Origin of the sequence: Candidatus Accumulibacter contiguus, from assembly GCF_012940005.1 — a bacterium.
In the GTDB taxonomy this organism is placed as follows: domain Bacteria; phylum Pseudomonadota; class Gammaproteobacteria; order Burkholderiales; family Rhodocyclaceae; genus Accumulibacter; species Accumulibacter contiguus.
Genome location: NZ_SPMX01000041.1, coordinates 24,765 through 47,536, shown reverse-complemented (window position 1 = coordinate 47,536; position 22,772 = coordinate 24,765). Strand labels below are relative to the sequence as shown.

The following is a 22,772-nucleotide window of genomic DNA, read 5'->3' as shown; positions in this document are numbered from 1 at the left end:
TTGTCCGCGGGGACAAGCGTGTATCGTGTTGGCACTCGCTTGGGTCCGGAGGACTGCGCAGTATTTGATGACTGTTCAGCAGGAAAGGGGGCGCTTGGCAAGGCAACCAGAGGTGACCGTGAAACGGCGCATGTCGCCGCCGCATGCTGCTGTCGAGGGACCGGCGGGCGAAGCGGCGAACCGCTCCATGGAAGAACTCGTGCACACGCTCCAGGTGCAACGGGTTGAACTGGAAATCCAGAATGACGAGTTGCGGCGGACACAGCTCGCTCTCGAGGAATCCCGCGACCGCTACCTTGATCTCTATGAGTTCGCACCGGTCGCCTATCTCACCCTTGCCAGCAGCGGCCAGATCGCCGAGACCAACCTCACCACCGCCGCCCTGCTGGGGGTGGAACGTCAACAACTGCTCGGACAGCACTTCACGGGCCTGGTCGCCAGCGACGATCGAGAGCGCTGGCAGCGACTGTTCAGAGGGCTGACCCGGACCGACGCTGCACAGAATGCCGAATTGGCGCTGATGCGCGGCAACGGCACCGTTTTCCATGCGCTGGTGAACTGCCGCCGTGTGGCCACCGAACAGAGGGACCCGGTGGTGCGCCTCACGCTGACCGACATCAGCGAACACCAACAGATCGAGGATGCCCGCCACTTCCTGCTGGAGTGCGGCAATCGGCACGCCAGCGAGGACTTTTTCAAATCGCTGGCACAATACCTCGCGCAAAGCCTGCAAATGGATTACGTCTGCATCGATCGCCTCGAAGGCGACAGTCTGCACGCCCACACGCTGGCGGTGTATGCCGATGGCGCCTTCGAAGACAACGTGTCCTATGCGCTGCAAGATACGCCCTGCGGCGATGTCGTCGGCAATCTGGTCTGTTGCTTTCCGGAGAAGGTCCGCGAACGCTTTCCCTGCGATGAGGTGCTGCAGACGATGGGCGCCGAGAGCTATGTGGGAACCACGCTGTGGAGTTTCGATGGCAAACCGATCGGCCTGATCGCGATCATCGGCCGCAAACCCCTGGCCAACCGTCGCCTGGCCGAATCGCTGCTGCAACTGGTAGCACCGCGCGCCGCCGGCGAACTGGTGCGCAGGCGTGCCGAAATGGCTCTGCGCGAGAGTGAGGAACGCTTGTTCGAGTTGTTTGACGAGGCGCCGCTTCCCTATCAGTCGCTCGACATCGCCGGCAACATTCTGATGGTGAACCAGGCCTGGCTCAGCCTGATCGGACGTAACCGGGAAGAGGTGATCGGGCATTTCATCGGGGAATTCATCAGCGATGCCTCGCTGGCAACGCTGAGCCTGGAATTTCCACAATTCAAGGACCGTGGCCGCGTCGATGCTCCCGAGTTCGACTTCGTTCGCCCGGACGGGAGCCGGCGAAGGGTGCTGATCAACGGGCGTATCGCTCGTGATCAGGCAGGCAACTTCCTGCGCACGCACTGTATCCTGACCGACATCACCGAACGCAAACACGCTGAACAGCAGCTTCGTGTCGCCGCTGCAGCCTTCGAGGCGCAGGAGGGCATGATGGTCACCGATGCCGATAGCGTGATCCTGCGGGTCAACGTAGCTTTCACCGAAATCACCGGCTATTCTGCCGCGGAAGCAGTCGGTCAGACGCCACGCCTGCTCCGCTCGGACCGCCACGATGCCGCCTTTTATGAAGCGATGTGGGACAGCATCCGGAGTAAGGGGGCATGGCACGGAGAAATCTGGAACCGACACAAGTGCGGCGAGGTGCATCCCGAATGGATGACCATCACTGCAGTGAAAGGGGCTGACGGCGAGGTCAGTCACTACGTCAGCACCCTGACCGACATTACGCAGAGCAAGGCGGCGGCGGACGAGATTGCTCATCTCGCCTTCTACGACACCCTCACCGGGCTGCCCAACCGGCGGCTCCTGCTCGATCGACTGCAACGGGCCACCGCAACCAGTCAGCACAGCCGGCGTCAGGGAGCGCTCCTGTTCATCGATCTGGACAACTTCAAGACCCTCAACGACACCCTCGGTCACGATATGGGTGACTTGCTGCTGCAACAGGTTGCCCAGCGACTTGCCGCCTGCGTCCGCGAGGGCGACAGCATGGCTCGCCTCGGCGGCGACGAGTTCGTCGTCGTGCTGGAGAACCTGGACCGGAGTGCCCGCACCGCCGCCTTGGCGGCCAAGAAGGTTGGCGAGAAAATCCTCGACTACCTGAACCAACCCTACCAGCTTGCCGGTTGCGAGCATCACAGCACCCCGAGCATCGGCATCACGCTGTTTCGTGGGCACCGGGAAGGCGTCGATGAACTGTTGAAACAGGCCGACCTGGCCATGTACCAGGCCAAGGCCTCGGGCCGCAATACCCTGCGTTTCTTCGATCCGGAGATGCAGGCGGGGGTTGCGGCGCGTGCCGCTCTCGAAGCGGATTTGCGCCAGGGCATTCGCCAGCAGCAGTTCCTGCTCCACTACCAGCCGCAGGTGGACGGCCAGGGTCGCCTGACGGGTGCCGAAGCCTTGCTGCGCTGGCAGCATCCCGCACGCGGTCTCGTCCCTCCCGCAGAGTTCATCGGGCTGGCCGAGGATACCGGCCTGATCGTTCCCCTCGGCCAATGGGTGCTGGCAACGGCCTGCGCCCAGTTGGTCGCCTGGGCCGCACGACCGTCGATGGCCCACCTCAAGCTGGTCGTCAATGTCAGTGCTCGCCAGTTCCAGCACCCGGACTTCGTGCCACAGGTGCTGGCGATGCTCGAGGAGAGCGGTGCCGACCCGCGGCGGCTCAAGCTGGAACTCACCGAGAGCCTGCTGTTGAACGATGGCGAGGAAATCATCGCCAAGATGGCTGCACTGAAGGCTTGCGGGGTGAGTCTCTCGCTCGATGACTTCGGTACCGGCTATGCCGCCTTGTCTTATCTCAAGCGCTTGCCGCTCGACGAATTGAAGATCGACCAGTGTTTCGTCCGGGATTTGCTGACCGACGTCAGCGACGCCGCCATCGCCCGTACCATCATCGCCCTGGCGCAGAGCCTGGGTTTGCGGGTCATCGCCGAGGGCGTGGAAACCGAGGTGCAGCGGGATCTCCTCGCCGGCTATGGCTGTCGCGCCTTCCAGGGTTACTTCTTCGGCCGACCCGGACCCGCAGCGGGGCTGTTCGCAGAAAACGGTGATCCTGAAATCCTCGGATGACGCAGGTGGAAGCAGATACAACACCGTTCATTCGCACCGTTTGCGGCACGCTTCCTTTCACCGTCGGTCGATGCCCCTTATAATCAGGCGTCCCGCCATGAGTCGTTCGAGCCCGTGAATCCCCACCTCAGCAAGCTGCAACCTTATCCCTTCGAGAAGTTGCGACAGCTTTTTGCCGGCATCACGCCAAACCCGCAGTACCGCGAGATCAGGCTGTCGATTGGCGAGCCACAGCACGCGACACCGGCGTTCATCAGGAACGCCCTGAGCGCCGGACTGGGCGGTCTGGCCAGTTATCCGAGCACGCTCGGCAGCAGCGAATTGCGCAACAGCATTGCTGCCTGGCTGCAGCGCCGCTATGGCCTGCAGGGGATCGACCCGGAAACCCAGGTGATCCCGGTCAATGGCTCACGCGAAGCCCTGTTTGCCTTTACCCAGACGATTGTCGATGCGTCGCGAGGCAACACGCCGCTGGTCGTCAGCCCCAACCCCTTCTACCAGATTTACGAGGGTGCCGCGTATCTCGCCGGTGCCGAGCCGCGCTTCCTGAATACCCTGCCGGGCAACGATTACGCGTTCGATTTCGCAGCGCTGAGCGAGGCCGAATGGCAGCGGGTGCAACTCTTCTTTGTCTGCTCACCGGGCAATCCTACCGGCAAGGTGCTCAGCCTCGATGACTGGAAACAGCTGTTTGCCCTCGCCGACCGGTACGGCTTCGTGATCGCCTCGGACGAATGCTACTCGGAGATTTATTTTGACGAGGCGAGGCCGCCACTCGGCTGCCTGCAGGCCGCCAGCCTGCTCGGTCGCGGTTTCGAGCGCCTGGTGATGTTCTCCAGCCTGTCCAAACGATCCAATGTTCCCGGCATGCGTTCGGGCTTCGTCGCCGGCGACGCCACTACCCTCGAGTCTTTCCTGCTCTATCGCACCTATCATGGCAGTGCGATGAGTCCGGCCATACAGGCGGCGAGCGTCGCGGCCTGGAACGACGAGGCACATGTGGTCGAAAATCGCCGCCAATACACGGAAAAGTTTGCGGCGGTGACGCCACTTCTCACTGAGGTATTGACCACGGCAATGCCCGACGCCGGTTTCTACCTGTGGGCCAGGGTACCGTGCAGCGACAGCGATTTCGCCCGCGCGCTGCTCGCCGACTATAATGTCGTTCTGCTGCCTGGAAGCTACCTGGCGCGTACTGCCCAGGGAGTCAATCCAGGCGCCGGCTACCTGCGGATCGCACTCGTCGCGCCGCTCGCCGACTGCGTCGAGGCCGCCGAGCGTATCCGTTCATTCATTGCAACATTGTAAAACTCTAGGGAAGGCAGTCATGCAGGCAATCCAGAAGATCATCGATGAGGCGTGGGAAAACCGCAGTTCGCTGCAACCCGGCCAAGCCCCGGCAGCCATCGTCGAAGCCGTGGCAAGCGTCATCGACCAGCTCGACCAAGGCACCCTGCGCGTCGCCGAAAAGATTGCTGGCGACTGGGTCACCCACCAATGGATCAAGAAAGCCGTGCTGCTTTCGTTCCGATTGCAGGAAAACACGCTGCTCGATGGCGGCGCGATGCGCTATTTCGACAAGGTACCGAACAAGTTCGCCAGTTATGACAGCGATCAGTTCGCGCGTGGCGGTTTTCGCGTCGTTCCACCGGCAACGGCCCGCCGTGGCGCCTTCATCGGCAAGAACGTGGTGCTCATGCCCTCGTACGTCAACATCGGTGCGTATGTCGATGAAGGCACGATGGTCGATACCTGGGCAACGGTCGGTTCCTGTGCCCAGATCGGCAAGAACGTGCACCTCTCGGGTGGGGTCGGTATCGGCGGTGTGCTGGAGCCGCTGCAGGCCAACCCGACGATCATCGAGGACAACTGCTTCATCGGAGCCCGCTCGGAAGTCGTCGAGGGAGTCATCATCGGCGAAGGTTCGGTGATCTCGATGGGCGTTTATCTGGGCCAGTCCACCAAGATCTATGACCGCGAAACCGGTTCGGTGAGCTATGGCTGCGTGCCGCCGGGGTCGGTCGTGGTGGCCGGCAATCTGCCCGCCAGGGACGGCGGCTACAGCCTCTACTGTGCGGTCATCGTCAAGAAGGTCGACGCGGGCACCCGCGCCAAGACCAGCATCAATGATCTGCTGCGCGGCGACTGACCGCTCCCCCACCGATTCCTGATCCGGCGGCCAGCGGATGATTCTCGACAAACTCTTTCAGGTGATGGCTGATCGGCGCGCCTCGGATATCTTCATCTGCGCAGGCGCACCGATCCACATCAAGATCCAGGGTGCTACCGTACCGGTCAATCAGCAGGTCATGGCGCCGGAGATGATCGAGAAGATCGCCACCGAACTGCTGAGTCCGGAACAGGCAGCAAGATTTGAAGAGACGAGGGAGATGAACCTCTCCTTCGGCATCGCCAAGCTTGGCAATTTCCGGATCAACCTGTTCCGGCAGCGCGGCTCGATCTCGATCGTCGTTCGTTACGTGGTCGGCAATATCCCGGCGCTCGATACCCTGGGGCTGCCGCCGGTGCTGGCCGACCTGGTCATGGAAAGGCGCGGCCTGGTGCTGATCGTCGGCTCGACGGGTTCGGGAAAATCAACCACCCTGGCGTCGATGCTCGACCATCGGAACGGCACTTGCACGGGTCACATTCTCACCATCGAGGATCCGATCGAATATCTGTTCAAGCACAAAAAGTCGCTGGTCAACCAGCGCGAAATCGGCATGGATACTCTCGGCTGGGAGAATGCCTTGAAGAACGCCATGCGGCAGGCCCCCGACTGCATCCTGATCGGCGAAATCCGGGACAAGGAAACCATGCAGGCGGCAATGGCCTACTCACAGACTGGCCACCTCTGCCTCGGCACGCTGCATGCCAACAACAGCTATCACGCCCTCAACCGGATCATCAACTTTTTCCCCAGCGATAGCCGGGGCGCGCTGTACATGGACCTCTCGGTCAGCTTGAAGGCCATCATTTCGCAGCGTCTGGTCAAAAGAAAAGATGGTCTGCAGACGCCGGCGGTCGAAGTATTGCTCAACAGTTATCACGTGCAGGAACTGATCGAGCACGGCAACATCCCTGCCCTCAAGGAAGCGATGGAACAGAGTCTCGCACCAGGATCACAAACCTTCGAGCAGGATCTCGTCCGGCTGTATCGCAGCGACGTGATTACACTGCAGGAAGCGCTGCTCAATGCCGACTCACCAACCAATCTGTCATGGCTGATCAACAACTTCGAAGCTACCGGCGGATCGGGAAGCGAAGAAAAGCTGCACGAAGCGACTTTCGACCTCGCTGGTACCAACCCCTGCAGCCCGTCGTACAAGGAGTTTACGCTCAGCCTTGACGAAGCCGAGAGCGGACCCCAGGAAGCACGAGATGGCAGATGACGGCAACGGGGCAGCGACTCGCGACGCCACGGTGGTGCTGGCCGAGCAACTGATCGCTCGACGCTCGATTACTCCCGAAGACGCCGGTTGCCTGCAGATCATCGCCAACCGCCTCGAAACCATCGGCTTCCACTGCGAGTTCATCAATCGCGGCAGCGTCAGCAACCTCTGGGCGCGCCGCGGCGATAGCCGCCCATTGCTCTGTCTGGCCGGCCACACCGACGTCGTCCCGAGCGGACCCCTGGAACAATGGCACAGCGACCCGTTCCAGCCCGTGCAGAGAGACGGCCTGCTGTATGGACGCGGCGCCGCCGACATGAAGGCTTCGCTGGCCGCTTTCGTGACGGCTGCCGAGGCTTTCGTCGCCGACTGTCCGGCACATCGCGGCTCGCTCGCCCTGTTGCTGACTTCGGATGAGGAAGGCGACGCCATCGACGGCACCGTCGTCGTCACCGATGCGCTGCGCCAGCGTGGCGAGTTGATCGACTATTGCATCATCGGCGAACCAACAGCGCTCCATCATCTCGGCGACATGGTCAAGAATGGCCGGCGTGGCTCGCTCTCGGGAAAACTGACCGTCAAAGGCGTGCAGGGCCACATTGCCTACCCGCATCTGGCGAAAAACCCGATCCATCTGGCAGCACCGGCGATTGCCGAACTGGCGGGAACCACCTGGGACGACGGCAACGAGTTTTTTCCGCCGACCACCTGGCAGGTCTCGAACATCCACGCCGGTACCGGCGTCAGCAATGTCATTCCCGGCAGCGTCGAGATCGACTTCAACTTCCGCTTCGGAACCGCCAGCACTCCGCAACAATTGCAGACCCGCCTGTGCGCGCTGCTCGACCGGCATGGCCTGGACCACGACATCGTCTGGACGCTGGCGGCCAGGCCCTTTCTCACCGGCCGTGGCGCCTTGATCGACGCCGCACTGCTGGCGATTCGTGCGGAAACCGGCCATGCCGCCGAGCTGTCGACCAGCGGCGGCACCTCGGACGGCCGCTTCATCGCCGAAATCTGTCCGCAGGTGCTCGAAATTGGCCCGGTCAATGCCACCATTCACCAGGTCAACGAATGCGTCGAGGTCGCCGCCCTGCCGCAACTCGCCGCGATCTATCGGCGGATGATCGAAGAGTTGTTACCCGCCGATGTTTGACCAGGCCCAGACCGAGCTGTCGACGCTGCGCGATCTGCTGCGCTTCGCGGTCAGCCGCTTCAACGAGGCGAAACTGTTTTTCGGGCACGGTGCCGACAACGCCTGGGACGAAGCCGCCTATCTGCTGCTGCACAGCCTGCACCTGCCACTGGAGCGGCTCGAACCCTTTCTCGACGCGACACTGACCAGCGACGAACGGGCCGCCGTGCTGCGGGTCATCGACCGCCGCATCCGGGAGCGGCTGCCGGTCGCCTACCTGACCAACGAGGCCTGGCTGGGCGAATATCGTTTTTATGTGGACCAACGGGTGATCGTTCCGCGTTCGTTCATCGCCGAGCTGCTGCGCGAGCAACTGACGCCCTGGATCGACGATGCCCACGCAGTGACTGCCGTTCTCGACCTCTGTACCGGATCGGCCTGTCTCGCGATCCTCGCGGCGCACGCTTTCCCGGCCGCCCGCATCGACGCCGTCGACATCTCGCCGGAGGCACTCGCGGTGGCGCGGCGCAACGTCGACGACTACGATCTCGCAGCGCAGATTCGGCTCGTCGAAGGGGATCTCTTCGCCGGCCTCAGGAGCAAGCGCTACGACCTGATCATCGCCAATCCGCCCTACGTCAATGCTGCGTCGATGGCGACCCTTCCCGAGGAATATCGACGCGAGCCCGAACTGGCGCTGGCCAGTGGTCCGGATGGACTCGACCTGACGCGTGCAATCCTCGCTGGCGCGCGCCAGCATCTGCGGCCAAACGGTCTGCTGGTCGTCGAGATCGGCCACAATCGCGATGCCCTGGAAGCCGCTTTTCCGGCGACGCCCTTCACCTGGCTCGACACCAGCGCTGGCGATCAGTATGTCTTCCTGCTGCATCGCGACGAGCTGCCATGATCCGAAGATCGCGATATCTGCCCGATTGACAGGCCATGAATCGCCTCCGCCTGCTGCTGTTCACCATTCTCCTCCTCGCCGGCTGCCACGACTCGGCGCGGCTGGCGTCGCTGCCGCCAGGCAGCCAGATCCTCGCCTTCGGCGACAGCATCACCTTCGGTAGTGGCGCCGCTCCGGGCGAAGACTATCCGGCTCGGCTCGCAGCGATCAGCGGCTGGCAGGTCCATAACGCCGGTATCCCGGGCGACACGGCAAACGCTGCCCAGGCGAGAATTCGCGAGGCGATTGCCCAGACCCGGCCAGCGCTGGTGATCGTCGAAATCGGCGGCAACGACTTTCTCCAAAGGCGCCCGGAAACCGCCGTCAAGGACGATCTGCGCGCCATCGTCGGCGCCGTCAGGCAGTCCGGCAGCCAGGTCGTTCTGGTCGCCGTGCCCAGGCTCTCGCTGCTCGGCGCGGCAACCGGCAGGCTACCCGATTCGGCGATCTACGCCGAACTGGCCAAAGAAGAAAAACTGCCGCTGGTCGAAGGCGTTCTCGCCGCCATTCTCTCTGACCCGACGCTGAAGGCCGACCCCATTCACCCCAACGCCGGCGGCTACCGCAAACTCGCGGACGGCATAGCCGAGCAACTGCGCCGAACCGGCCTGCTGAAGAAGCCCTGACCCAGTGCACCCGCCGGCGCCTTGACCGATCGTCGTCGCCAGACGGGCACGACCGGCAGAAAGACATGGATACTTGATGAAGACCGAAACCCCGCAGATCATCCATCGCCAGGATTACACACCACCACCCTTCCTGGTCGATCGTGTGGACCTCGACGTGCAGTTCCACGCCGACGCTGTCCTGGTCCATAGCCACCTGCAATTGCGGCGCAATCCGGTGGCGGCGCCCGGGCAGCCGCTGCAACTCGACGGCCATGGACTGGCAACACTCTCGGTTTCCGTCGATGGACAGCCGCTCGGCGCAAACGACTACACCTGCACCGACTCGGCGCTGACCATCGACAACCCGCCGGATGCGCTGCTGTTGAGCACGCTGACGCGTATCGACCCCGACCACAATACCAGCCTCTCCGGACTCTTTCGCTCGAAGGATGGCTACTTCACGCAGTGCGAGGCACAGGGTTTTCGCAGAATCACCTGGTTCCCGGACCGCCCGGACATCATGTCGCGCTATACCGTCACCCTGCACGCCGACAAGGCGAGCCTGCCGGTGCTGCTGGCGAACGGCAACCCGGTCGGCAGCGGTGACGAAGGACACGATCGCCACTGGGCAAAGTGGGAAGACCCTTTTGCCAAACCCTGCTATCTGTTCGCGCTGGTCGCCGCCCGCCTCGAAGTGCTGCGCGACCGTTTCACCACCGGCAGCGGGCGCAGCGTGCAACTGGCGGTGTATGTCGAGCCCGGCAAGCTCGACCAGTGCGCGCACGCGATGGACGCCCTGCAACGCGCGATGCGCTGGGACGAGGAAGTCTTCGGACTCGAATGCGACCTCGATCACTACATGATCGTCGCCGTCGGCGACTTCAACATGGGCGCGATGGAAAACAAGGGCCTGAACATTTTCAACACCAAGTACGTTCTTGCCCGTAGCGACACCGCCACCGATGGCGATTACCAGAACATCGACCGTGTCGTCGCGCACGAGTACTTCCACAACTGGACCGGCAATCGCGTGACCTGTCGGGACTGGTTTCAGCTCTCGCTCAAGGAAGGTCTGACCGTCTTCCGTGACCAGGAATTCGGCGCCGACATGCACAGCCGCGCGGTCACCCGCATCCGCGACGTCCGCGCCCTGCGCGCCGCGCAGTTTCCCGAAGACGCCGGCCCGATGGCGCATCCGGTACGCCCCGACTCGTACATCGAGATCAACAATTTCTACACCAGCACCGTCTATGAAAAAGGCGCCGAAGTGGTGCGCATGCTCCAGACGCTGCTCGGCAGGCCAGCCTTCCGGCGCGGCATGGACCTCTACTTCGAACGCCATGACGGTCAGGCAGTGACCTGCGATGACTTCGTCGCTGCCATGGCCGATGCCTCGGGAGTCGACCTCTCGCAGTTCAAGCGCTGGTACGACCACGCGGGTACGCCGCGGCTGCGCGCCAGCGGCAGTCATGACCCGACATCGCGGTGCTACCAGTTGACGCTGTCACAGTCGCGGCCAGGCGCCGATGCAGCCGGCGAGCCTTTCCACATCCCGGTGGCGATCGGCCTCAACGGTCCGGATGGCACCGACCTGCCGCTGCGGCTGCTCGGAGAAGGCGATTGTGCCGAGCGAGGCCGAACGACGCGCGTTCTCTCCCTGACAGCGAGCGAACAGCAGTTCGTCTTCGAAGATCTGCCGGTCGCCCCGATCCCTTCGCTGTTGCGCGATTTCTCGGCGCCGGTGATTCTCGATTACGACTGGCGCAATGCAGATCTGAGTCACCTCCTCGCCCACGACAGCGACCCCTTCAGTCGCTGGGAGGCCGGACAACGTCTGGCCAGTCGGCTGATCCTGGCAGCCGCAGAAGACCTGGCCGCTGGCCGACCGGCACACTGGCCGCAGAGCTTCGCTGCGGCCGCCGCACAGGTTCTCGGGCAAGCCTCGGCAGACCCGGCTTTCGCTGCCGAAGTCCTGACGCTGCCCGGCGAAGCGACGCTCGCCGAAGAAGCCGCGACCGTCGACCCGGATGCCCTGCACGCGGCCCGCAACGGTCTGCGCCGCTTTCTTGCCGAACGGCTCGACAGCGAATGGCTCCGGTGCTACACCTCTCTGGCGCCGCACGGAGCCTACCAGCCGACACCCGCCGCCGCCGGCAGGCGCGCGCTGCGCAACCTTTGCCTGGGCTATCTCAACGAACTCGATGATCCCCAGATGCGAACCCTGGCACTGCATCAGTTCGCGTCAGCCGACAACATGAGCGACCAGTTCGCCGCCCTCGGCACGCTCGCTCAACAGGACTGCAGCGAACGCACCGAGGTGCTTGCCGCATTCTACGAGCGCTGGCAGGACGAAGCGCTGGTGGTGGACAAGTGGCTGTCGGTGCAGGCGTCGAGCCGGCTACCCGGAACGCTGGCAGCAGTGCAGCGCCTGCTGAGCCACCCCGCTTTCGACCTGCACAATCCGAACAAGGTCTACGCGCTGATCAACACCTTCGGCAACAACCATGTACGTTTTCATGCTGCCGACGGCAGCGGATACCACTTCCTCGCTGCGCAGATCGGCCGGCTCGACGCCATCAACCCGCAGGTAGCCGCGCGCCTGACACGGCGCTTCGATCGCTGGCGCAGGTTTGACGAGACCCGGCAAGGACACGCACGCTCGGCGCTCGAAAGCCTGCGAGCGATCGATGGACTGTCATCAGATGTCCTCGAGATCGTCGGGCGAGCACTGGACTGAGCATGGATCCAGTCTCGCGAGGCATTGCGGCTGATCCCGGCCGACACGGCCAAGGCGGAACATCGGCCCTATTGGCAACGGCAATGCAAATAGTGCTTGAGTGAGGCGAATCGGCTGGGTATAATCTCGCCCTCAAACAAGGCAAGGCGCCCGTAGCTCAGCTGGATAGAGTACTTGGCTACGAACCAAGGGGTCGGGCGTTCGAATCGCTCCGGGCGTGCCAATAGAATCAAGCGATTAGGCCAATCTTCGGATTGGCCTTTTTGCTTTGTTGGGAATTTGTCACAACATTTGTCCCAACAAATGCATGGGCTGGGTACTGCCAGCATCCCCAGCCCAAACCGTGTGGCTACTTCTGAACCGAGACCCTCGTCTCGAACCGCCCCTTCTGCCGATAGGCATCAAGATTGACGCCCTGCAGCTCAGGCACCCGCTTGTAGTCGACGTTGCCAGGCAGCGCATGAAGTCGTCCCAGGCCTGCTGTATCCGCTTCCAGCGAGCGGGGTCCGCCGCCACCTCCAGCAAGAGGCCCTCCTGCTGCTCACCGTCAAAGACGTACAGATGCGCCATAGCCGCCTTCGATACCATCAACTGGTGTTCGTCGTAGTGTGCGGGTATCTGGGCCTTCCAGAGGGTGGAAGTGCATCCCCTGACCGGGCACTTGATCTCGACGATCAACTCGCCGTCGAAGGTCAGCCCGTCGAGATTATCGACCGCATCAATGTCGCCAAACAGTCTTGTGGTGATTGCGGGAAGCCCCGCCGGTCACCGGCAGAGCCCGCCCGGCGCCCTGGGGCGCAGGGACAGATCGCGTATCGGTGAAGAGATTGCCCAATACGTAAGCAGCACCGACGGGACATCAGCGCAGCCGGGAAATTCGGGAGGTTTCCATAGGCTTTTTCGACGATCTATCCACAGAATTTGTGGATGAGCCGGCTCTCCACAGCCTGTCCTCAGCTTTGTCCACAGAATTGCCCACAGCGTCTGTACGCTTCAGGCAGCGAGCGGCATGGCGTCGGCCAGGGTGATCAGCCCGGCGTGTTCAAGCAGATAGTCGGCTGCCTTCTGGGCTTGCGCGGAAGCGGTGAACACCGCGCGCTTGTCGCGCTTGAGGACTTCCAGCCAACTGGCGATGTAGTTCGCGTGCTGCACCTGACCTTCAAGCCGGCAGTGCGCGGCCAGGAAGGCCGCGCCCATCTCGGCGATCCGCTCTTCCATCGCGTACGCCGATTCGCCAAAGCGCTTGCCGAGCTTCCTGCCGAGGCGAGAGGCGTGGCCCGTCCAGTGGCAGAGCTCATGGAGTGCCGTGCTGTAGTAGTTCGCCTGGTCCCTGAAGGAAGAACGGAGCGGCAGGTAGATGAGATCGTTGGGTGGCGAGTAGAAGGCCCGGAAGCCGCCGTTGCGAATCTCGGCGCCGGAACACTCGATGATCCGCTCGGCGACCTCGGAAGGTTCCCAGGCGGGTCCCGTGTCCGGCGCTGCCCGGTATTCGTTGGGCAAGCCATCGACCTGGGATTGACTGGCGTCGCTGACACCGACAGATTGAGAAGCGGAGCCACCTCGATGCCATTGCCGGCAACCGCCGGCAATGGCATCGAGTCACAAGCAAACATGGCCCCCCATGGTGAAGTCGTCGTGCGCGCGTGGCTCCCGGAGCCAGTCACACGCGCTTTCTCCGAGTTTACGTTCCGCAGTAGTCCTCGCGCAGCATCAGGCGCTCAGCGCCAGGACAATGCCGGCAAGCGGCGGCACCGTAATGGACAATGAATACGGGCGGTTCATCCACGGCACTTCCTCGGCGACGAGTGGCCCATCGCCATTGCCCAAATCGCCACCGCCGTAGAAATGCGAATCCGAGTTGAGGATTTCTCGATAGCTGCCCGGTTGCGGCACGCCAATGCGGTAATCCATACGCGGGACGGGAGTGAAGTTGACGATCACCACCACGAATTCGTCGTCAGTCTTGCGGACAAAGCTCAGGATCGACTGTTGGTAATCGTGGCAATCGATCCACTCGAATCCCTGCCACTCGAACTCGTTTCCATGCAGGGCGGACGAGCCGCGATACAGGTGGTTGAGATCCTTCACCAGGGTTTGCATCCCGGCATGCAAAGGAAAGTCGAGGACATACCAATCGAGAACCCCCGCGCTGTTCCACTCGAGACCTTGACCGAACTCGGTGCCCATGAACAGGAGCTTCTTGCCCGGATGAGTGAACATGTAGGTGTAGAGCAGTCTGAGATTGGCGAAACGCTGCCATTCGTCGCCGGGCATGCGGTTGAGCATCGAGCCCTTGCCATGCACCACTTCGTCATGCGAGAAAGGCAGCATGAAGTTCTCTGAAAACGCATACAGCATGCTGAAGGTGAGCAGGTCATGATGGTACTGGCGGTAGATCGGTTCCTGTCCCATGTAGCGCAGGGTATCGTTCATCCAGCCCATATTCCACTTGATGTCGAAGCCCAGTCCGCCAATGTAGGTGGGGCGCGTCACCTGCGGCCAGGACGTCGATTCCTCGGCGATGATCAGCGTGCCGGGAGCTTCCGTGTGGGTTGTGGCGTTGAGTTGGCGAAGGAACTCGATCGCTTCGATGTTCTCCCTGCCGCCGTACTGATTGGGCACCCATTCGGTGCGCGAATAATCGAGATAGAGCATGGAAGCGACGGCATCCACCCGCAAACCGTCGATATGGAACTCGTCAAGCCAATAAATGGCGCTGGAAATCAGGAAGTTCTTCACCTCGTTGCGGCCGAAATTGAAGATCAGCGTCGACCAGTCCAGGTGTTCGCCCTTGCGTGGATCCTCATGCTCGTAGAGCGCCGTGCCGTCGAACCGCGCCAGCGCATGGGCATCCTTGGGGAAATGGGCGGGAACCCAGTCGAGAAGCACGCCAATATCGTTCTGATGGCAGAGATCGACGAAGTAGCGAAAGTCGTCCGGTGTGCCGAAACGGCTGGTCGGCGCGAAATAGCCGGTGACCTGGTAGCCCCACGACTGATCGAACGGATGCTCGGTGACCGGCAGGAGTTCAATATGAGTGAAGCCCATCCGGGTTACATATTCGACCAGTTGTCTCGCCAACTCTCGGTAGTTGAGGAATTCCCCTTCGTACCCACGCTGCCAGGAGCCGAGATGGACCTCATAGGTAGACATCGGCGCATGCTGCCAGTCGGCCGCGGCGCGCCGCTCCATCCAGGTGGTGTCCTGCCAGACGTAAGTGGAGCGAGGAGCGACAATCGATGCATTTCCTGGCCGCATCTCGAAGCGTCGGCCGTAGGGGTCGGATTTGGTGAGCACCTCGCCGCTGTTCCGGTTCCTGATCTCGAAGCGGTAGAAGATACCGGGGGTGATGTCGGGAATGAACAGCTCCCATACCCCGCTCCCCGGACGCACGCGCATCGCGTGGCGACGACCGTCCCAGTGATTGAAGTCACCCAGGACGCTCACACGCTCGGCGTTGGGTGCCCAGATGGCGAACAGGATGCCAGCGACGCCGTCAATCTCATGTTCGTTTGCCCCGAGGAAATTATAGGCGTGACTGTGCCTGCCTTCACCGAACAGATGCAGATCGAAATCCGTTATCTGCGGCAGGTAGCTATAAGGATCGTGGGCAATATGGTCGTGATGCCAGGTATCGCGCCAGATCAGGCGATAGTGTTCCGGAAGGTTCTTGCCGGAACCCCGCCACTCGAAAAAGTCGGAATCCGGAATACGTTCCAGCGGCAAATTGCCTTCGGCGATGAAAACTTCCGTCGCGTGCGGGATGTAGGCCCGTACCACAACGCCTTCACCGCAAGGATGCCTTCCCAGCACCGAAAACGGATCGTGGTGGCGAGCCTCGGCGATTCGGATCATTTCGTCATTCAACTTGGCTTCTATCATAATTATTCCTTCCCTTGCTCAGGGTAAATCGGTTGTGAAATGCGCAAGACGTCACCGGTTTTGACTATCGTTCCAGCTCACCCGCATGTTCCTGCAGCAGAGCCGCATTGAGGCGCAAGCCAAGTAGCCGATGGAATCGTAGCCCCAGTAGTTTCTCAGCCCTCGGTCCAGTAGATGGCGGTCGTCGACGAAACCGGGATCGATCACCTGGCACTTGAACATGCCGGGCGCGCTGTCGCGGCGGCTGAAGCTCAAATCCTCGCGGGGGCTGCCGATGCGGTAACCGAACTGGGCATCGCTCCACTCGACGGTGCCGACAATCGCTTTGGCGTAGGCATCCAGCAGCAGCTTGTGCGGATTGAAGCGGTGTCCCTCCTCAGGCCGATAAGGACCATGGACCCGGTAGCCGTACAACTGGCCCGGACGCACTTCAGGCAGGTAGGCATGCCAGTTTTGGTCGGTTTGCTCGCCCAGCTCGATGCGCTGTTGTTCCTGTCGTCCGCTGCCGTCCAATAGACACAACTCGACCTTGTCGGCGTGCTCGGCGAACAAGGCGAAATTGACCCCCTCTCCGTCCCAGGTAGCGCCCAGGGGATATGATTTGCCGGGCCAGACGGCTGTCAGCGCTTCAGGCATGCAACTCTGCTCATCAAAACCATACCTCAAGCGCTGGTACTTCACGCAAGGGCCATCGCTGCAACAACATGCAGGCAAGTCCTTGGCCAGCACACTGAGCAGGTTCAACGCGAGTGCACTGCACCCTCAACACCAAGTCAAGTACCATTGCCCCTGCCCGTGAGCCGACGCCAGCCCGATCGCCCAAGCGCTGATCGGAGCCAGTTCCCGGTCCGTCGACTCCGACGCGCGGGGTGGTTCTGCCCAGCAGACTGGTAGGATTGCGGGCCAGCCGAATGACCTGCTCGCTGCCGACGCGACACAGCGAAGACCAAGCCACTCATGCCAGTGTTGAGATTGTAGCAGCGTACGACGCAACTGTCCAAGCGGGCGCCTCCTCGATGTAGGGAACAAGTAATCTGTCCGGTTTATGTTGCTGCCAAGGAGGAGCGAGACGAGACGGACGGAGTTGCTACCGGAGATCAGGAAGATGCGGTTTGAAGAAGCGTATGGAGGCTGGGAAGCGGGTCGGCTGACGCAGGCGGAAGCGTCGAGTCTGCTGGGGGTTTGCGAGCGGACGTTCCGACGGTACCTGATGCGGTACGAAGCGGATGGCCTGGAAGGTTTGCTAGATCGGCGCCTGGAACAGGTTTCGCATCGGAAGGCGCCGGTAGACGAAGTGATGGATCTGCTGTCGACGTACCGGCGGCGACACGAAGGCTGGAATGCGAAGCACTTTTACGCGTGGTATCGGAAGCGAGTAAGCAGGAACGGAGGGGGGCCGGTCATGCCTCCTGCACCGGCTCGCCGCCAGACAGCGTCGCAGTCAACTCGAAGCCTGACGGACTGCCCTGCCGCGTTTCGCCTGCAGCTCCTCACTGATGCTAAACTACAGTCATTTCGATGTCACTGGAGAACCCTATGCCGACCCTCACCTTGCGCGATGTGCCTGCCGATCTGCACCAGTGGTTGAAGGAACAGGCGGGGGCCCACCGCCGTTCGCTCAACCAGGAGGTCATCAGTCAACTCGATGCGTTGCGAAGCCTTCCTGCCAGCCGGTCTGATGCCGACCTGCGGCTGGCCCGTATCCGCGCGATTGCCACGCGCAGCGCTCGCCTGCCTGTGCTCGATGAGCGCCCCGAGGCCGAGATCCTCGGGCTGGGAGCGGACGGACTGCCGCGCTGAAGATGGTCGTCGACAGCTCGGCATTGGTCGCCATCCTGCTGGGGGAGCCGGAAGGCGACGCGTTGGCTCTCGCGCTCGCCGGCGCGGAAATGCCGGTGATCTGTGCACCCAACTGGCTGGAGGCGATGATGGTGATCTCAGCCCGGCTCGGCTGCCCGGGTGTGCAGGCGTTGGGCGAACTGCTCGACGCCGCGGAAGTGCAGGTCGAACCCGCCGACGCCGAATTGGTGCAAACAGCCTTCGACGCCTGGCAACGCTTCGGCAAGTGGCACCATCCGGCCGGGTTGAACTTCGGCGATTGTTTCGCCTATGCCTTGACCAGCCGCCGGGGTGATGTGCTGCTTTTCAAGGGCCATGATTTTTCGCAAACGGACGTCATGCCGGTTCCTGGTCAGCAATGAACATCATCATTTCTGCGCTGCGCGGGCCAATGAGGAACAGCACCGTGTGGGTGGTGACCAAAGCCCACAGCCACAGCAGCAGGCCGGATTCCTTCCACGGCGTAACTTGGCGTCCGCCGCCAGCGCTAGCCCACACGCCGCACAGTTCTCCGGTCGGTGCTCGCAAGTAGCGGTGACCGTCAGTTTCTGGGTACGGCCAAAGCCCTGACTGCCGGCTTGCCGGCCTTCTTCTTTGCCGCCTGCGGCGCTGAGGGGGACTTCTCTTCCGATTGGGCCGTCTCTTCCGTGATCTCCCGGTTTCCGTCTCCCCTTCATCCGCTTCTACCGGGTCGGTCTCGCTTGGCGAATCCCGGCCCACCTCCGCGTCGCTGGCTCTCTCCCAAGGGGCCAGGCTCGTGGGCGGGCGCGAGCTGTTGTCCGGGTTTTGGTTCAGCCGATCATGTCACTCTTTGACGTCGTCCAGCAGACGCTTCGGCACCTCCAGCAATCGCTCCGCCGGCAGCTTCTTCAGCCACTCGTCGTTCATTTTTTCAGCCAGTTTCACTACCAGCCTGCGCCAGAGCGACAATGCTCGCCTTCTTGTCGTCCGGCAGTGCAGCGATCACCACGCCGACCGCTTCGTCAATCGTCACCGGCCATTGCTTCTGAGGCATCACCGCTCGCCCTTCCGCCACAGCCTACCATGCAGGCAATGCGACCCGGCAAACAGACGACAGCCCCTCCTCTTCCGGCAATTCCATCGACTTGGCAAGGTGGTTCATGTCCTTCATTATTTTGCAAGTGTCTATCAGATCCAGTCCAGAGGCACCTACTGCGATCGCGGCCCCGACAACTGGAATCGCTTTCCCGGACAAGGTCGACGCGCTGCGAACAGCACCCCTAGAAAGCCTCGCGGTAGCGCGCCCCAATATGTCATGCGCCACGCGTCGCATCTCCTCGTGCCGGTTCTCATACCACTGTGCCCATGCTGTCGCTTTGATCATTTCTGCCTGAAGAGCACTGGTGTGTGCGATGAGAGTGTTTACGGCTTCCACCAGGATCAGGGTACGATGCGCCAAGTTCTTTTTCTGCAATACCACGCGATCATTCTCGGATAGCAGTTCCTGATTCCGGGATACGAGGTGCTCATTCTGAGATCTCAGTTCTCGCGTAGCCGCAACGGCGCGCCTTGCGACCTCGGTTGGGCTATTCTGGAGCACTCCGACACCCACCGTCGCTCGTGCGATGCTTTCCAGAAATCCGTAGGCTTTCGCATGCACGCTGTCATTGGTCAGCGTTAAGAGATTGAGCGTCACCAGACTCAGCAAGGCAACGGCAACGGCGATTGCCTTTGACTTCTTCCTGACCGCGCTGAAGGTACTATCCATTTTATTCCTCCTTACCGCATACCACGCCGCCAGTCCCAGGGCAGTACCGGGTGACCATCTGCCCACAGGCCGGTACGCTTCGCTCGCACCTCCTGTTCGGCGCACTCGTACCGGCCAGCATCCTGCGGTGACTGATCCTTCGCGTATTTCTGGTACCACCAGGCGAGCCCGACCGTGAGCTGTGCGAGCCCGGCGTCAAGCGTCTTGGAGCACGTCGGACAGTCGGAAGGTTGCACCATCACCTTGCCAATGTGACAGCGACCTTCAACAAGCTGACATGGCCGGCCTTTCTTGACGCGTTGAGGCTGGTGCCCTGTGCTGCGATGCTATCGCATCGTCCCATTCAGATCGCAGAATAACGCAGATGGGGGCAATCGGCCCCTCCCCCTGCGCCTAACTCCTTGCCGTGCCGCGCCAATAGATAGGGCGTTGTGCGTCACCTGTTGGCGAGTAAGGCAACTGCCCGAAGGCAGTTCCAATCAAACAGTCCGGGACTCGCGCCCCAACGGCCTGATCGCCCCATTGCAGTTCTGAACCAGCTAGGACATTCCAGAAGCTGTTGGATGGGAGCACGATCATAATTGTTTCACCACCAAATGTGCTCCCGCTTCAGAGTTGCCGGCTAGGCGAGTAGATTGACATTCCCAGCCGAATGGCGGCTTGCGGCCGATCGCTCCAGGTCAGGCTCGGCGATTGAGAAAAGTCGCCAGCGTCAATGCTGGCATGGTGGCCGGCGGCGATTGTGGTCAGTGCTCAGGATTGGACGAAGAATCGATCGGCGAGCATGGCGGAAATGAGGCATGTTGCAGAAAAGAGACAGAGCGTTACCGGAAGCATTACAGCGTGACTGTCGACACCCTACCGACTTGGTTTCCCTTGCCTGACGTTGATCTGGATTGCTGGATTTTGCTTACGCAAACGACTGGAAACAAAAAAAGCCACCTTTGAAAGTGGCCTAAGTGCTTGATTTTATTTTGCTCCCCGACCTGGGCTCGAACCAGGGACCTACGGATTAACAGTCCGTGATTCAATTCAGACATGCGGATTAACATACCTTAATAAACCTATACACAGCAACATGTTACGGCTATACTCACCTTAATGGGGTTACACCAAAAAGCACCGTTTTTGATGGCAAATGTAACCCCGGCGTAACCCCAGCACAGAACGAACGCATAAGGTGATGTCATGGATGATGCGGCAAGATTCCAGTTCAACAAGGAGAGAATCCTTGCGCTGCCTACACCTGCGACCGGCACGCGCGCAACGTATTACGACACCAAGACAACAGGCCTGCAGCTACGTGTAACCCCGGCTGGCGTGAAAACCTTCTCCATGTACCGGCGAACCAAGGGCGGCGGGCCGGAACGGGTAACCCTGGGGCGCTTCCCCGCGATGACGGTGGAGCAAGCGCGCAAGGCTGCCGCTACGGTCAATGCCGAGATCGAGCACGGGGCGAACCCTGCCGAAGTGAAACGCACCTTCAAGGCTGAGCCGACGTTGACCGAATTCTTCGCCGAGTACGGCACCCGGCACGGTGAAAAGAAGCTGTCATGGCGCGACGATCAGCAACGATTCAGGTACTACCTGCAGAAGCCACTGGGCGACAAGAAGCTGACGACAATCACGCGAGCCGATGTTGCCAGAGTCGTTTCTGGCGCCGAGAAGGCAGGCAAGGCGGCGGCGACGGTGCGCCAGATCCGGGCGCTGGCATCGGGGCTGTTCGCCAAGGCGATCGAGTGGGGTTATCTCGACGCGAACCCGGCGCATGGCGTCAAGGTGGCCGGGCGAGTCGTGACCCGTGACCGATTCCTGCAACCCGACGAACTGCCACGATTCTTCGCGGCGCTGGCCGAAGAACCGAGCATCGCCATGCGTGACTTCATCCTGCTGGCGCTGCTGACCGGTGCGCGGCGGGCGAATGTTTGCGCGATGCACTGGCGCGAGATCGACCTGGCGGCAGGAAACTGGCGGCTGCCGGTGACGAAGAACGGTACTCCCCAAACGGTGACACTCTGCCCGGAAGCGGTGGAGATCCTGAAGGCGCGCCAAGAAGCGACTGCTGGCGGCTTCGTGTTCCCTGGCATCGGCGCAACGGGGCACATGGTGGAACCGAAGAAGGGCATTATCCGGATCATGGAGCGGGCCGGCATTCCCTACGGGCGCAACGAGGCGGACGGCGTGACCCTGCACGACCTGCGGCGCACCCTGGGAAGCTGGCAGGCGCGTACAGGCGCATCACTGGCCGTCATCGGCAAGAGCCTGAACCACAAGAGCCAGCAGGCAACAGCGATCTATGCCCGGCTGGACCTTGACCCGGTGCGGGCCGCAGTGAATACCGCGACGGCTGCCATGCTGGAGGCTGGCGGCCTGAAGTCCGGTGCAGATGTGGTGCAGATAAAGAAGCGCGGAACGGTGTAGCCATGCCTGAGATTTCACGATTTTTCGGCATCGTCATTTACATGAACTGGCGAGAGCATCCGCCAATGCATTTTCACGCGGTCTATGGCGAGCACGAAGCCTTGATGACCTTGGACGGCAAGCTGTACGCCGGTTCGTTGCCCGGACGGGCGCTGTCAATGGTGCGCGAATGGCTGGCGCTGCACCGGAAAGAAATTGAAGCCGACTGGGAGCTTGCCATGCTGCGCAAGCCGCTGAATCCGATTGATCCACTGGAGTAACCCTCATGATTCTGCACACCACGGAAGTAACCCCGCTGTCGGGCTATCGCCTGCTCCTGCGCTTCAACAATGGCGCGGCGGGAGAAGTCGATTTATCGAACGAGCTTGACGGCGAAGTGTTCGAGCCGCTGCGCGATCCGGTGCTGTTCGCCACGGCAAGCCAACATCCGGTCATGCGCACGGCGGCATGGTCAAACGGCGCAGACCTTGCACCCGAATTCCTGCTGGACCTGATGCGCGTGCAGCAAGGCGACCGGGCCGCGTGACCGGAGAAAGCCGAACATGGTCACGAGGAAAATCCCATGAGATGCCCTGCCGGCACGGTGAACCCCGACCTGGCGCTGTGACTGTTCCACTTGAGCGCGACGGCATGACGATCGTTTTCCGCGAAGTCCCGGCGCTGGTGTGCGAGAACTGCGGCGAAGCCTTCCATGACGAGGCCGTTACTGCTGCCTTGCTGAAGCAAGCCGAACAGGCGGCGGTGGCCGCGTGACCTGAGAAAACCTGAGTTTTGCTGCGCCTAGATCGGCCAATCGAAAACCGGGTTCCCTTGCCCGGCTGGCGCGGCATCCTGAACCAAGGGCGAAGCGTGAAAGGGGCGCTTGAACGAGTTGCACGAAAGCATTTATAAGGCGCTAATGTATTATAACC

Annotated in this window: 22 protein-coding genes, 1 tRNA gene and 1 pseudogene; 17 read left to right on the top strand and 7 right to left on the bottom strand. The window is 61.7% G+C overall.

Annotation, left to right across the window (positions count from 1 at the left end; genetic code table 11):
• The first annotated feature begins 94 nt into the window (after positions 1-94).
• The 9 genes from E4Q08_RS14655 (at position 95) to E4Q08_RS14615 (ending at position 12,213) form a co-directional block, all read left to right on the top strand.
• The gene (locus tag E4Q08_RS14655; RefSeq protein WP_169070935.1) at positions 95-3,172 is read left to right on the top strand and encodes a sensor domain-containing protein; all 3,078 of its coding nucleotides are present in this window, start codon (positions 95-97) and stop codon (positions 3,170-3,172) included.
• Between the two features lie 114 nt (positions 3,173-3,286).
• A complete protein-coding gene (gene dapC / locus E4Q08_RS14650) occupies positions 3,287-4,480 on the top strand; it encodes a succinyldiaminopimelate transaminase (protein WP_034912993.1) in 1,194 nt (397 codons plus the stop codon).
• A 19-nt stretch (positions 4,481-4,499) separates the two neighbouring features.
• A complete protein-coding gene (dapD, locus tag E4Q08_RS14645; protein ID WP_034912990.1) occupies positions 4,500-5,321 on the top strand; it encodes a 2,3,4,5-tetrahydropyridine-2,6-dicarboxylate N-succinyltransferase in 822 nt (273 codons plus the stop codon).
• A gap of 37 nt (positions 5,322-5,358) precedes the next feature.
• Positions 5,359-6,564: a PilT/PilU family type 4a pilus ATPase gene (locus E4Q08_RS14640; protein ID WP_169070934.1), complete on the top strand. Its 1,206-nt coding sequence runs from the start codon at positions 5,359-5,361 to the stop codon at positions 6,562-6,564.
• Positions 6,554-7,720 (top strand): succinyl-diaminopimelate desuccinylase, encoded by a 1,167-nt coding sequence (gene dapE, locus E4Q08_RS14635; protein WP_169070933.1) that lies wholly within the window; start codon positions 6,554-6,556, stop codon positions 7,718-7,720. Before E4Q08_RS14640 ends, dapE begins: the two co-directional genes overlap by 11 nt.
• A complete protein-coding gene (gene prmB, locus E4Q08_RS14630) occupies positions 7,713-8,606 on the top strand; it encodes a 50S ribosomal protein L3 N(5)-glutamine methyltransferase (protein ID WP_169070932.1) in 894 nt (297 codons plus the stop codon). Before dapE ends, prmB begins: the two co-directional genes overlap by 8 nt.
• 35 nt (positions 8,607-8,641) lie before the next feature.
• On the top strand, positions 8,642-9,271 hold the full coding sequence (locus E4Q08_RS14625; RefSeq protein ID WP_169070931.1) for a GDSL-type esterase/lipase family protein: 630 nt from the start codon (positions 8,642-8,644) through the stop codon (positions 9,269-9,271).
• 76 nt (positions 9,272-9,347) lie between these two features.
• Entirely contained in the window at positions 9,348-11,990 is a 2,643-nt protein-coding gene (gene pepN / locus E4Q08_RS14620; protein ID WP_169070930.1) for an aminopeptidase N, read from the top strand.
• Positions 11,991-12,136: 146 nt separating this feature from the next.
• Positions 12,137-12,213, top strand: a tRNA-Arg gene (locus E4Q08_RS14615).
• Positions 12,214-12,983: 770 nt separating this feature from the next.
• Here the strand turns inward: E4Q08_RS14615 and E4Q08_RS14610 are convergent.
• The 3 genes and pseudogenes from E4Q08_RS14610 to E4Q08_RS14600 all read right to left on the bottom strand — a co-directional run.
• On the bottom strand, positions 12,984-13,490 hold the full coding sequence (locus tag E4Q08_RS14610) for an ArdC family protein (protein ID WP_169070929.1): 507 nt from the start codon (positions 13,488-13,490) through the stop codon (positions 12,984-12,986).
• 210 nt (positions 13,491-13,700) lie between these two features.
• Positions 13,701-15,872 (bottom strand): 1,4-alpha-glucan branching protein GlgB, encoded by a 2,172-nt coding sequence (glgB, locus tag E4Q08_RS14605; protein ID WP_169070928.1) that lies wholly within the window; start codon positions 15,870-15,872, stop codon positions 13,701-13,703.
• Positions 15,873-15,989: 117 nt separating this feature from the next.
• Positions 15,990-16,508, bottom strand: a pseudogene (locus tag E4Q08_RS14600) (hypothetical protein); the annotation flags it as partial.
• A 409-nt stretch (positions 16,509-16,917) separates the two neighbouring features.
• On the opposite strand from E4Q08_RS14600, the gene E4Q08_RS24875 reads away from it, so the two are divergent.
• The 3 genes from E4Q08_RS24875 to E4Q08_RS14585 are packed head-to-tail and all read left to right on the top strand — an operon-like array spanning position 16,918 to position 18,073.
• Entirely contained in the window at positions 16,918-17,460 is a 543-nt protein-coding gene (locus E4Q08_RS24875; protein ID WP_308240142.1) for a helix-turn-helix domain-containing protein, read from the top strand.
• Complete coding sequence (locus tag E4Q08_RS14590) at positions 17,409-17,672, top strand: FitA-like ribbon-helix-helix domain-containing protein (RefSeq protein ID WP_169070927.1); 264 nt, start codon at positions 17,409-17,411, stop codon at positions 17,670-17,672. The genes E4Q08_RS24875 and E4Q08_RS14590 overlap by 52 nt, the downstream gene beginning before the upstream one ends.
• A gap of 2 nt (positions 17,673-17,674) precedes the next feature.
• A complete protein-coding gene (locus E4Q08_RS14585; RefSeq protein ID WP_169070926.1) occupies positions 17,675-18,073 on the top strand; it encodes a type II toxin-antitoxin system VapC family toxin in 399 nt (132 codons plus the stop codon).
• On the opposite strand, the gene E4Q08_RS14580 is transcribed toward E4Q08_RS14585, so the two are convergent.
• The 4 genes from E4Q08_RS14580 to E4Q08_RS14570 form a co-directional block, all read right to left on the bottom strand.
• A complete protein-coding gene (locus E4Q08_RS14580) occupies positions 18,048-18,209 on the bottom strand; it encodes a hypothetical protein (protein WP_169070925.1) in 162 nt (53 codons plus the stop codon). The genes E4Q08_RS14585 and E4Q08_RS14580 overlap by 26 nt on opposite strands.
• Positions 18,210-18,603: 394 nt before the next feature.
• On the bottom strand, positions 18,604-18,726 hold the full coding sequence (locus E4Q08_RS25475; RefSeq protein ID WP_256435995.1) for a hypothetical protein: 123 nt from the start codon (positions 18,724-18,726) through the stop codon (positions 18,604-18,606).
• Positions 18,727-18,750: 24 nt separating this feature from the next.
• Positions 18,751-19,440: a hypothetical protein gene (locus E4Q08_RS14575; protein ID WP_169070924.1), complete on the bottom strand. Its 690-nt coding sequence runs from the start codon at positions 19,438-19,440 to the stop codon at positions 18,751-18,753.
• Positions 19,441-19,451: 11 nt separating this feature from the next.
• A complete protein-coding gene (locus E4Q08_RS14570) occupies positions 19,452-19,679 on the bottom strand; it encodes a thermonuclease family protein (RefSeq protein WP_211203434.1) in 228 nt (75 codons plus the stop codon).
• A gap of 454 nt (positions 19,680-20,133) precedes the next feature.
• Between E4Q08_RS14570 and E4Q08_RS14565 the strand changes: the two genes are divergently transcribed.
• The 5 genes from E4Q08_RS14565 (at position 20,134) to E4Q08_RS25785 (ending at position 22,614) form a co-directional block, all read left to right on the top strand.
• Positions 20,134-20,388, top strand: coding sequence for a hypothetical protein (locus E4Q08_RS14565; RefSeq protein WP_169070923.1), 255 nt, complete (start codon positions 20,134-20,136; stop codon positions 20,386-20,388).
• A gap of 240 nt (positions 20,389-20,628) precedes the next feature.
• Positions 20,629-21,861 carry a tyrosine-type recombinase/integrase gene (locus tag E4Q08_RS14560; RefSeq protein WP_034908719.1) on the top strand — a complete coding sequence of 411 codons (1,233 nt, stop codon included), beginning with the start codon at positions 20,629-20,631 and terminating at the stop codon, positions 21,859-21,861.
• A gap of 2 nt (positions 21,862-21,863) precedes the next feature.
• The gene (locus tag E4Q08_RS14555; RefSeq protein WP_034908722.1) at positions 21,864-22,121 is read left to right on the top strand and encodes a DUF4160 domain-containing protein; all 258 of its coding nucleotides are present in this window, start codon (positions 21,864-21,866) and stop codon (positions 22,119-22,121) included.
• A 5-nt stretch (positions 22,122-22,126) separates the two neighbouring features.
• Entirely contained in the window at positions 22,127-22,387 is a 261-nt protein-coding gene (locus tag E4Q08_RS14550) for a DUF2442 domain-containing protein (protein ID WP_034908724.1), read from the top strand.
• A complete protein-coding gene (locus tag E4Q08_RS25785) occupies positions 22,309-22,614 on the top strand; it encodes a type II toxin-antitoxin system MqsA family antitoxin (RefSeq protein WP_308240141.1) in 306 nt (101 codons plus the stop codon). Before E4Q08_RS14550 ends, E4Q08_RS25785 begins: the two co-directional genes overlap by 79 nt.
• Positions 22,615-22,772: the final 158 nt, after the last annotated feature.

What these genes read in the sequence shown, in the direction of transcription:
- dapE (WP_169070933.1), top strand. Translation starts at nt 6,554, where the DNA reads ATGGCAGATGACGGCAACGGGGCAGCGACTCGCGACGCCACGGTGGTG.
- prmB (WP_169070932.1), top strand. Translation starts at nt 7,713, where the DNA reads ATGTTTGACCAGGCCCAGACCGAGCTGTCGACGCTGCGCGATCTGCTG.
- glgB (WP_169070928.1), bottom strand. Translation starts at nt 15,872, where the DNA reads ATGATAGAAGCCAAGTTGAATGACGAAATGATCCGAATCGCCGAGGCT.
- E4Q08_RS14625 (WP_169070931.1), top strand. Translation starts at nt 8,642, where the DNA reads ATGAATCGCCTCCGCCTGCTGCTGTTCACCATTCTCCTCCTCGCCGGC.
- E4Q08_RS14550 (WP_034908724.1), top strand. Translation starts at nt 22,127, where the DNA reads ATGATTCTGCACACCACGGAAGTAACCCCGCTGTCGGGCTATCGCCTG.
- E4Q08_RS25475 (WP_256435995.1), bottom strand. Translation starts at nt 18,726, where the DNA reads ATGCCTCAGAAGCAATGGCCGGTGACGATTGACGAAGCGGTCGGCGTG.
- E4Q08_RS14575 (WP_169070924.1), bottom strand. Translation starts at nt 19,440, where the DNA reads ATGGATAGTACCTTCAGCGCGGTCAGGAAGAAGTCAAAGGCAATCGCC.
- E4Q08_RS24875 (WP_308240142.1), top strand. Translation starts at nt 16,918, where the DNA reads ATGTTGCTGCCAAGGAGGAGCGAGACGAGACGGACGGAGTTGCTACCG.
- pepN (WP_169070930.1), top strand. Translation starts at nt 9,348, where the DNA reads ATGAAGACCGAAACCCCGCAGATCATCCATCGCCAGGATTACACACCA.
- E4Q08_RS25785 (WP_308240141.1), top strand. Translation starts at nt 22,309, where the DNA reads ATGGTCAAACGGCGCAGACCTTGCACCCGAATTCCTGCTGGACCTGAT.
- E4Q08_RS14555 (WP_034908722.1), top strand. Translation starts at nt 21,864, where the DNA reads ATGCCTGAGATTTCACGATTTTTCGGCATCGTCATTTACATGAACTGG.
- E4Q08_RS14570 (WP_211203434.1), bottom strand. Translation starts at nt 19,679, where the DNA reads ATGGTGCAACCTTCCGACTGTCCGACGTGCTCCAAGACGCTTGACGCC.
- E4Q08_RS14640 (WP_169070934.1), top strand. Translation starts at nt 5,359, where the DNA reads ATGATTCTCGACAAACTCTTTCAGGTGATGGCTGATCGGCGCGCCTCG.
- E4Q08_RS14590 (WP_169070927.1), top strand. Translation starts at nt 17,409, where the DNA reads ATGCCGACCCTCACCTTGCGCGATGTGCCTGCCGATCTGCACCAGTGG.
- E4Q08_RS14585 (WP_169070926.1), top strand. Translation starts at nt 17,675, where the DNA reads ATGGTCGTCGACAGCTCGGCATTGGTCGCCATCCTGCTGGGGGAGCCG.
- E4Q08_RS14560 (WP_034908719.1), top strand. Translation starts at nt 20,629, where the DNA reads ATGGATGATGCGGCAAGATTCCAGTTCAACAAGGAGAGAATCCTTGCG.
- dapD (WP_034912990.1), top strand. Translation starts at nt 4,500, where the DNA reads ATGCAGGCAATCCAGAAGATCATCGATGAGGCGTGGGAAAACCGCAGT.